At 66.5% G+C, this 7937-nt stretch carries 8 protein-coding genes and 1 pseudogene; 5 read left to right on the top strand and 4 right to left on the bottom strand.

Going from position 1 to position 7937, the window contains the following annotated elements:
- The 3 genes and pseudogenes from Amac_RS54385 to Amac_RS53090 all read left to right on the top strand — a co-directional run.
- Positions 1-501: pseudogene (locus tag Amac_RS54385) on the top strand (IS701 family transposase); the annotation flags it as partial.
- A gap of 107 nt (positions 502-608) precedes the next feature.
- Positions 609-863 carry a BON domain-containing protein gene (locus Amac_RS53095; protein WP_155362027.1) on the top strand — a complete coding sequence of 85 codons (255 nt, stop codon included), beginning with the start codon at positions 609-611 and terminating at the stop codon, positions 861-863.
- On the top strand, positions 860-1564 hold the full coding sequence (locus tag Amac_RS53090; RefSeq protein ID WP_218041812.1) for a metallophosphoesterase family protein: 705 nt from the start codon (positions 860-862) through the stop codon (positions 1562-1564). The genes Amac_RS53095 and Amac_RS53090 overlap by 4 nt, the downstream gene beginning before the upstream one ends.
- Before the next feature lie 71 nt (positions 1565-1635).
- Here Amac_RS53090 and Amac_RS54380 read toward each other — a convergent pair whose 3' ends face one another.
- On the bottom strand, positions 1636-1785 hold the full coding sequence (locus tag Amac_RS54380; protein ID WP_170322064.1) for a GPGG-motif small membrane protein: 150 nt from the start codon (positions 1783-1785) through the stop codon (positions 1636-1638).
- Positions 1786-1846: 61 nt separating this feature from the next.
- On the opposite strand from Amac_RS54380, the gene Amac_RS53085 reads away from it, so the two are divergent.
- Positions 1847-2794, top strand: coding sequence for a TIGR03557 family F420-dependent LLM class oxidoreductase (locus tag Amac_RS53085; RefSeq protein ID WP_155362026.1), 948 nt, complete (start codon positions 1847-1849; stop codon positions 2792-2794).
- Here Amac_RS53085 and Amac_RS53080 read toward each other — a convergent pair.
- Positions 2765-3280 (bottom strand): DUF6328 family protein, encoded by a 516-nt coding sequence (locus Amac_RS53080; protein WP_155362025.1) that lies wholly within the window; start codon positions 3278-3280, stop codon positions 2765-2767. The two genes, Amac_RS53085 and Amac_RS53080, sit on opposite strands and share 30 nt — an antisense overlap.
- A 77-nt stretch (positions 3281-3357) precedes the next feature.
- Here Amac_RS53080 and Amac_RS53075 point away from each other — a divergent pair, with 77 nt between their 5' ends.
- Entirely contained in the window at positions 3358-3954 is a 597-nt protein-coding gene (locus Amac_RS53075) for a nucleotidyltransferase family protein (RefSeq protein WP_155362024.1), read from the top strand.
- A 158-nt stretch (positions 3955-4112) separates the two neighbouring features.
- Here the strand turns inward: Amac_RS53075 and Amac_RS53070 are convergent, their stop codons facing one another.
- On the bottom strand, positions 4113-4931 hold the full coding sequence (locus Amac_RS53070) for a PIG-L family deacetylase (RefSeq protein WP_155362023.1): 819 nt from the start codon (positions 4929-4931) through the stop codon (positions 4113-4115).
- 117 nt (positions 4932-5048) lie between these two features.
- Complete coding sequence (locus Amac_RS53065) at positions 5049-7073, bottom strand: glycosyl hydrolase family 28-related protein (protein WP_174900334.1); 2025 nt, start codon at positions 7071-7073, stop codon at positions 5049-5051.
- Positions 7074-7937 lie beyond the last annotated feature (864 nt).

The following is a 7937-nucleotide window of genomic DNA, read 5'->3' as shown; positions in this document are numbered from 1 at the left end:
CACCTGCTGATCCGCCGCCATCTGAAGAGCGGGGAACTGGCCTTCCACTGGTGCTACGTGCCCGAGGGACGCCCGCCGGCCCGGACCCGGCTGATCCGTGCCGCCGGGCTGAGATGGCCGGTAGAGGAGTGCTTCGAGCTGGCCAAAGACTGCTTCGGCCTGGATCAGTGCCAGGCGCGCCTGTACACCGCGATCCTGCGGCATCTGGTCTTGGTGATGGCGGCCCTGGCCGTCTGCGCGGTCGCCGCCGCCAAACTGCGGGATCGCACGGACGGCCGGGCCTGCGCCCCGGTGTCCCCCTGCCAGGCCCCGCCCGCCGATCCCGGGCTCATCCCGCTCACCGTTCCCGCGATCAAGGGTCTGCTCGCCGAGGCGCTTCATCATCCCAAGCCGCCCGGGCACACCGCGCGATGGCTTTACTGGCGACGCCGCCACCAGGCACGATCCGGCTGGTTCCATCAACGTGCACGGTTGAAGCGCGACTATGCCCTGGTCAGCTAGCGATTGGCGGCTGCCGTACTAGGCACAAGATTCCGTATAGATCTATCCATGCTGGTCCATGCCAAACATTTGGGTTTTGTCTGGATCGTGGAGGGCAGCCCAGCGGCATGGACATTTGGGATCCGCCGCACTATGTCGCCGCTCGGGTTCAGCGCGCCATCGCCGAGGACGAGCGCACCAACGAACTAGGCATAAAGGTGGACATAAGGGGAGATCATCTGTTTCTTCACGGGCAGGTGTGCGAGGAGGACCAGCGGGAGCGGGTCGCGGAGGTGGCCGCGGAGGCGGCGCCCGGCTTGGTCGTGCACAACGAGGTGATCTGTGTGGCGGTCGGGGAGCCCGGCGAAGAGGAGCTGCTGTGACGATCCGGGTCGCGGCCGTGGGTGACATCCATCTCAGCGAGCATGCCCGGGGGACTTATCGAGCTCGGCTGAACGGGATCGAGGAGCGGGCCGATGTGCTGCTCGTCGCGGGGGATCTGACCCGGCACGGCACGGTTGAGGAGGGCCAGGTGATCGCGGACGAGTTCCGCGGGCTGGCCATTCCGGTGGTGTTCGTGCTGGGCAACCATGATTACCATTCGGACGCCGAGCAGGAGATCATGGCGATGCTGCGGGCGACCGGACATTTCGTGCTGGACGATTCCGCCGAGGTGCTGCTCGGCGGGCGACTCGGCGTCGCCGGGGGAAAAGGGTTCGGCGGAGGATTCGCGGGAAAATGCGCGAACGAGTTCGGCGAACCGGAGACGAAGGCTTTCGTCCGCCATACCCGGGAGATTGCGGATCGCTGGCGGATCGCGCTGAAAGGGCTGGATACCCAGCATCGCATCGTGCTCAGCCATTACGCGCCGGTCAAGGACACGCTGGCGGGAGAGCCGCCGGAAATTTACCCATTCTTAGGGAGTTATCTCCTAGCGGAGGCCGCAGACGCGGCAGGCGCCGACCTGATCATTCACGGTCACGCGCACGCGGGCACCGAGAAGGGCGCCACACCTGGGGGAATCCGGGTGCGCAATGTCGCGTTGCCCGTGCTCGGACGGTCGTACGCGACCTACGGCCTCTGATCGGGTTTGAGCGAACAGGACGGCGGCGGGCGAATGCCCGCCACTATCCTGCTCGCTCATTTTGCGTTTACCTAGACATTGAAGATGCTGACACCTCCCGGGCCCACGAGGAACCCGAGAACGATAAGGACGATCCCCCAGAGGATGTCCCGACGGGCCAGGATGACGTAGATCCCGGAGATCACCAGTACTACGGCGATGAGCCAAAGTAGAGTAGCCATAGGCCCCCCACTGCCCCGACAAATGGGTCATTAACGCGATCCCGCTGGGCAGGAGTCTCTTATGACAACTTTCGGCTACTTCCTCGCCAGCGAGGAGCATTCGCCCAAGGAGCTGATCCGCCAAGCGAAACTGGCGGAACAGGCCGGATTCGAAGCGTTGTGGATCTCCGATCATTACCATCCGTGGATCGCCGCGCAAGGGCAGAGCTCGTTCGTCTGGTCGGTCATCGGCGCGCTGTCGCAGGCCGTGTCGCTGCCCGTCACCACCGCGGTCACCTGCCCGCTGGTCCGGATCCATCCGGCGATCATCGCCCAGGCCGCCGCCACCGCCCAGCTCCTGCTCGACGGCAGGTTCCGGCTGGGCGTCGGCACCGGCGAGGCGCTCAACGAGCACATCCTGGGCACCGCCTGGCCGCCTGCGGCGGACCGGCGGCTCATGCTCGAAGAGGCCGTCGAGATCATCCGTGAGCTGTGGACCGGGCGGCTGATCACCTACCACGGCGAGTTCTACGAGGTCGAGACCGCCCGCCTGTACGGCCTCCCGGAGCAGCCGCCGCCGATCTACGTCTCCGGCCTCGGCCCCAAGAGCGTCGAGCTGGCCGGCCGGATCGGCGACGGATACATCTCCGTCAAGCCCGACCAGGAGCTCGTGGACGCCTTCCACAAGTCGGGCGGCGCGGGCAAACCCGCGGCGGCCGGGTTCAAGGTCTGCTGGGGCACCGAAGAGGAGGAGGCCCGCCTGACGGCCCACCGCCTCTGGCCGACCACCGCCATCAGCGGCGAAGCCGAGCAACTGCTGCCGCTGCCCCGGCATTTCGAGCAGATCGCCCAGCTCATCACCCCGGAATCGCTGAAGATTCCCTGCGGACCCGACCCGGAGGACCACCTGCGGGGCATCCAGGAGTATGTGGACGCCGGCTACGACGAGATCTACGTCTCCCAGATCGGCCCGCAACAGGAGGAGTTCTTCGAGTTCTACTCAACGGTCGTGCTGCCCCAGCTGCGGTAGCCGCCGGTGGCGGCGGAGGGTGAGCAGCGGCAGCACGAACCACAGATAGCTGCTCAGCAGGGCGATCCCGCCCGCCAGGAACACGGCCGGCCAGGCGCCGAGGAACACCTCGACCGCCAGCGCGGTGGAGCACATCATCGAGACGGCGATGGCGATCCCCCCGGCCAGCGCCAGCCCGTTGGCTCGGCGCAGCACGATCTCCTTGAGGCCCGATCTGAACATGATCCGGTGCTGGGTGGTGGGCGCGATCAGGCAGATGGACGCGAGCGCCGCGGCCACCAGGGCCACGTAGAACAGCCACTTCCCGGCCATGCCGACCTTGCCGAACCCGTTGGAGAACGGCAACGTCAGCAGGAACGCGAACAGCACCTGCACGCCGGTCGCCGCGACGCGCAGCCCCTGGAGGAGCTCGCCCAGCTCCCGATCGAGCCGCTCTTTCGGATTCTCGTCGGGATTCGCCACCGGGTGCACCTGATCGTCAGCCATCCACGCCTCCATCGGTGGTCATGGCCCCGCTCTACCCGTGATTGTTTGGCCTGAACGTAGCGGGGCACTCGGTGCAGGTGGGGAGTCATAGTCACGCCGTCACCGACGGCATCCTGGACACGCTCAAGCGGGCCGGTTCCGGCCTCAAAGAGGTGGGCGTGCGGTTCGCGCTGGCCGGGGGTTGCGCGGGATACGCGCGCGGGGCCGCGCCCTCCCTGCACGACGTGGATTTCGCGCTGGTCGAGGAGGATGTCCCGCTGGCCCTCAAGACGCTGGAGGGCATGGGGTTCCGGACCGAGCGTCCGCCGGAGGACTGGCTGGTCAAGGCATATGACAAGGATGGTGTGCTGGTCGATCTGATCTTCATGCTGGCGGATCATCCGGTCACCGAGGCGGTGATCGCGCGGGCTGATTGGCTGAGCACGGCGGCGCTGAGCCTGCCGGTGCTGGAGGCCACCGATCTGGTGATCTCGTGGATTCTGCCGATGTCGGAGCACAGTTGCGACTACGGGGGATTGCTGCCGACCGTCCGGGCGCTGCGCGAGCAGGTCGACTGGGATCGAGTGGCGGGGGTGGTGGCGCATTCGCCCTACGCGTCGACGTTCCTCGTACTGCTGGAGCGCCTGGGAGTGATCGCCCCGCCGAACCCCGCGACGGACACGACATGGCCCTGATCACGCGGGAAGGGCCGCGCACGGTGGCGCGGCCCTCCCAACTAGGGATTGAGCGTGTTTCTTACGGGGTTCCGTAGGGGAAGCGTCCGTAGTGCTCCCCGAGGGTGCCCTGGTAGGCCGGGTCCTTGAACTCCGACTCGTCGAACTGCGGGGCGTTCTTAACTCCCGCGAAGCCCGGCGAAAAGGTCGTCCTCGTGGTCGGGCGCGGACACCTTCGACCACTGCCGGATGTAGGCCTCACCTGCGAACATGCGCCGCTGGATGTCGTCGGGAATGTTCAGCATGAATTCGCTGTCGCCCTGGCTGGCGTGGGCGGCCATCGCCTTGATCTTTCGTTCGAAGTAGTCGGCGACGTCCAGCACGCTGGTGATCTGGTCGTCGGGATCGGTGAACTCCTCCAGATCCCACCCTTCGGTGTCCATTCCGGACTCGGTCATGTACGCGACCATGCCGGCCATCCAGCTGCGCGGCGTGCCCGTGTAATAGAACTTGTCCGGAATACCGGTCGCCGCCACGGCGGCCACCGCGATCCGGTGCGCCTGAATGTGATCCGGGTGGCCGTACCCGCCTTTTTCGTTGTACGTCACGACGACCTGGGGCCGATAACGCCGGATCAGGTCGCTCAACTTCTCCGCGGCGACCTCGACGGGGATGTTGGCGAACGCGGCGGCGTGCCCGTTGCCGTCCCAGCCGTCCATGCCCGAGTCGCGGAACCCGAGCGGTTCGACATGTCTGATCCCGAGATGCGCCGCCGACTCGCGCAACTCGGCCAGCCGTACCTTGGCGACCGCGTCGTCGTCATGCCCGGGCTCGCCGGGCTTCACGCCGCCGGGGCCGTCTCCCTGCTCGCCGTTGGTACAGGTCACGAGGACGGTGCGGATGCCTTCGTCGGCGTAGCGAGCCAGCATTCCCCCGGTGCCCATCACTTCATCGTCAGGATGCGCGTGCACGGCCATGACGGTGAGCTCTCGATCCATGAAACGACTCCCGTAGTTTGTCCGACCCCCCTCAGGGATTATCGAACACCGGGGCGATCCCTGCGATTCCGTACAGAATCGTGCCGCCCGAGGGGGTTCCTCGGGCGGCACGGGTGTTTACCAGGGGGACGGGGCCGGGGGAGTGACGACCGGCGGGCGGTCGTCGCAGGTGATGGTGTTGGGGAGTTCCCAGGGGGCCATCCAGGGGCCGGTGGTGCCGCCGCCGTCGTTGCCGCCCAGATCGGTTATCGAGAACTCGGAGCCGGTCGGCGGGAAGTTGAAGGAGCCGCAGTTGTTGATGCCCACGGCGCCGACGTTACGGGCGTCCACGTTCTCGAAGGTGGCCGAACCCTTCACCCGGGCGCTGACCACGGAGGTGCCGGTGCCGTCCACGCGGATGTCCTTGAAGTGCACGTTGGTGATCGAGTAGAGGTCCTTCACGCCCCACTCGCTGACCAGCATGATCGCGTTGTAGCCGTTGTCCAGGAAGTGGTTGCCGACCACCTGGATGTTGGCGTCGATGCTCTTCTCCAGGGCGTAGAACCAGATCGCGCCCAGGCCGATGTTCCAGTTCAGCTCGTACGTCCCGGCTCGGACCGTGGTGTTGTTGCTGATCCACATGTTCCCGGTGAAGGCTTCGGCGCCGAAGCGGGAGCCGACCTGGATGCCGCTGCCCTCGCGGATCGGGTCCGCGACCAGGTTGTTGGAAATCGTGTTGTCCTTGCCGCCGTAGATGGCGATGCCGTTGGCCAGGACCGGGGTCTGGACGGTGTTGCGGTCGAAGGTGTTGTTGGCGTTGGCCGTCTTCTCCGACCACATGGCCAGGCCGTCGTCGCCGGTGTTGCGGACGAAGTTGTTCGACACCCGCGAGTTGGTGACGCCGATGTGGAAGTTGAGGGCGTCCGCGATCTGGTCGACGATGATGTTGTTGGTGACCTTGACGTTGTTCATCGGCCCGTCGAACCAGAGGCCGACCTTGGTGTGCCGGATGTAGAGCCCGTCGATGGTCGAGTCGCTCATCGCCCCGCCGATGCCGTTCACCTGATCGGTGTCGATGCGCTCGCGCACGTCACCCTCGATGGTGAACCCGGACAGGTGCACATTGCTGCTGCCGCCGTCCGCCGCGTCCTTGCCGTAGAAACCCACACCGGTGTGTACGGAACCATCCGGAGCCGGCGGATCGAGCGCGACTTCCTTGCCCTTGATGATGGTGTACCAGTTCCCGGCCCCCTCGATCGTCACGTTGTCGACGATGATGTGGCGGTTCACCTGGTAGACGCCCGGCGGCACGTACACCTTGAGGTGGCTGCGCTTCGCGAACGCGATCGCCTTGTCGAACGCGTCCGCCGAGTCGCGCCGGCCGAGCGGGTCGGCGCCGAACAGCAGCACGTTGGCGGCCAGCACGCGCACGTGCGGCGCGCCCACGAGCTCGGAGTCGAGCAGGTCGATGACCGTCCAGGCGGCGTTGCTCCCGGCCGGCACGGTCAGCCGCACCTTGTCCCCCGCCTTGTACTTCTTGCCCAGCAGCAGGCGCTGCTCGTCGTAGAAGTGGCTCGGCCGGAACGGCTTGCTGATCACCGGCGCCGGGTTGGTGGCGTTGGGCACGCAGGCGCACTCGGTGATCCACCAGTCCGGGTGGAGCAGGTCCGCGTTCGGGTCGTTGGAGAACGGATACTGGTTGTAGAGCCACGCGTACTGCGAGGTCAGGGTCATGGTCTTACGGTCCTTGCCGTTGACCGTGACCTGCAGCGGCGCCGTGATACCGCCACCGTTCGGCGCGTCCGGAATGCTGTAACGCACGTTGATCGCGTTGGCCGCACTCGGCAGCACGAACTCCACATGCTGCCCCGGCGTCAGCCGCACCGCCTTCCGCCCCGACGCCTCCGCCGGCAACGTGTACGCGCTGCGGTCCGGCCCGATGACCGTCCCATTGGTGGTGGCGTTCTCCGCTTCCTGCTCGGCGAAGGCCACACTGGCCCCCCGCCCCGCGACCAGCGCCGGATCGAGCGCCGCCCGCGTCACCACCGGCCCCACCACCCTCGCCTCCGCCACAGCCGCCCCACTGAGCACGGCCCCCATCCCCAGCACAACCGCCACCACGACCGCCCCCGCGGCCCGTCGTAACGGCCTGCCAGCCCTCATCAACACACCGGTCCTGCTACGTGCCATCGTCTGCTCGTTTCTCTCGGGGGGTGAGCACCCTGCCGGCCTTCACGACGGAGAACACCACAGGGTGAGCCGACAGTAGGCCGCCCATACCCCGTTCCACAAGGTCCCTGCGAGATAGTTTCGCCCCTTTGCTACCGACCTGCGGCTGTACACGCAGATTCTTGCGCGAGATATCGCAAGTCATTGCAATTTCGTAACACGGTCAAGAAGTTGCCAGCACGACGACCGGCCTGCCGATCTAGAAGCGTGGGACACCCAGGGTCGTCTCTCCGGACCTGCGTTCGTGTCCGAAGCGCACCATCGCGACAATCCGTGGGCTCCTAGTACGGCAGCCGGTGCGCCCAGAGATCACGGAGGTGATTGTCCAGCGATCATGACCTGATCGGAAGCTCGTCGTCGCCTGCCGGTGTGAGTCCGGTCCGGGTAATCGCCAGGGAGCCCGGTAGCAGGCTGGCGGCCCGGTCTGGAAACGGGCCGGGTCGAAGCCCAGCGTCGAAAGCCCCGTTGGGGGAAGCAACTGAGCGGTCCGTAGCGGAAGCGAAGCCTGCCGCGTCGTTAGACACCGAGAGAGAGCCGAGCCGAGCGACTCACGGCGAAGGCCATGGAAGCGGTGAAGATCCTGGAGTGCTGCCGTCAGGGACTCTCTGGCGTAAGAGGGCGCGGAACGTTCAGAGGGTGGCGGCGGGAACTGGGGAGGCCCTCCCCGGCCGGAGCGTGCTGCGGATAGGCGTGGACGACGCCGTCTTATAACCGGTGTGGAGCCGGGAAGTGGGCGGCGGCCGGGAGGGAGTCGGAGGCGGTCGTAGTACCGATCGAGCCGTAGGACAACACAACCTG

It is taken from the genome of Acrocarpospora macrocephala, assembly GCF_009687865.1.
Classification (GTDB): Bacteria; Actinomycetota; Actinomycetes; order Streptosporangiales; family Streptosporangiaceae; genus Acrocarpospora; species Acrocarpospora macrocephala.
The sequence above is the reverse complement of the archived record's forward strand: the minus strand, read 5'-3'. Positions and strand labels throughout refer to the sequence as shown.